Origin of the sequence: Prauserella cavernicola, from assembly GCF_016595675.1 — a bacterium.
Lineage (GTDB): Bacteria > Actinomycetota > Actinomycetes > Mycobacteriales > Pseudonocardiaceae > Prauserella_A > Prauserella_A cavernicola.
In genome coordinates this window covers 1-305 of the sequence record NZ_JAENJH010000053.1, presented here as the reverse complement: position 1 = coordinate 305, position 305 = coordinate 1, and the positions used below count along the sequence as shown (strand labels likewise).

General features: G+C 63.9%; 1 protein-coding gene. It reads right to left on the bottom strand.

All coding sequences use genetic code 11. From position 1 onward, the window contains the following. Positions 1–196: Lrp/AsnC family transcriptional regulator (locus JHE00_RS34655; protein ID WP_200326432.1), on the bottom strand; the 196-nt coding region annotated here is incomplete at its 3' end. Positions 197–305 lie beyond the last annotated feature (109 nt).

Genomic DNA, 305 nt, shown 5'->3' with positions numbered 1-305 from the left:
CTCCCCAGCCGAGCTTCGTGTGGTCGTCCTGCACGGTGAAGCCGGTGATCACCCCGATCGCCTGCAGCCGGTTCACCCGCCGCTTCACCGCCGCCACCGAGAGACCGACGATGCCGGCCCTGTCCGAGTAGGTCCGCCGCCCGTCCTCCCGCAGCAGGGTGATCAGTCGACGGTCGATCTCGTCGGCGTCGGTCATGAGGGTCCTCCTCGCGCAACAGTTTTCAGCTCGAACGAGCAAATCGATGTTCTGTTTGCGTGTTGACCGCATCTTTCCCGACGTTGCTTGCGTGTGCAGAGGCAGATCA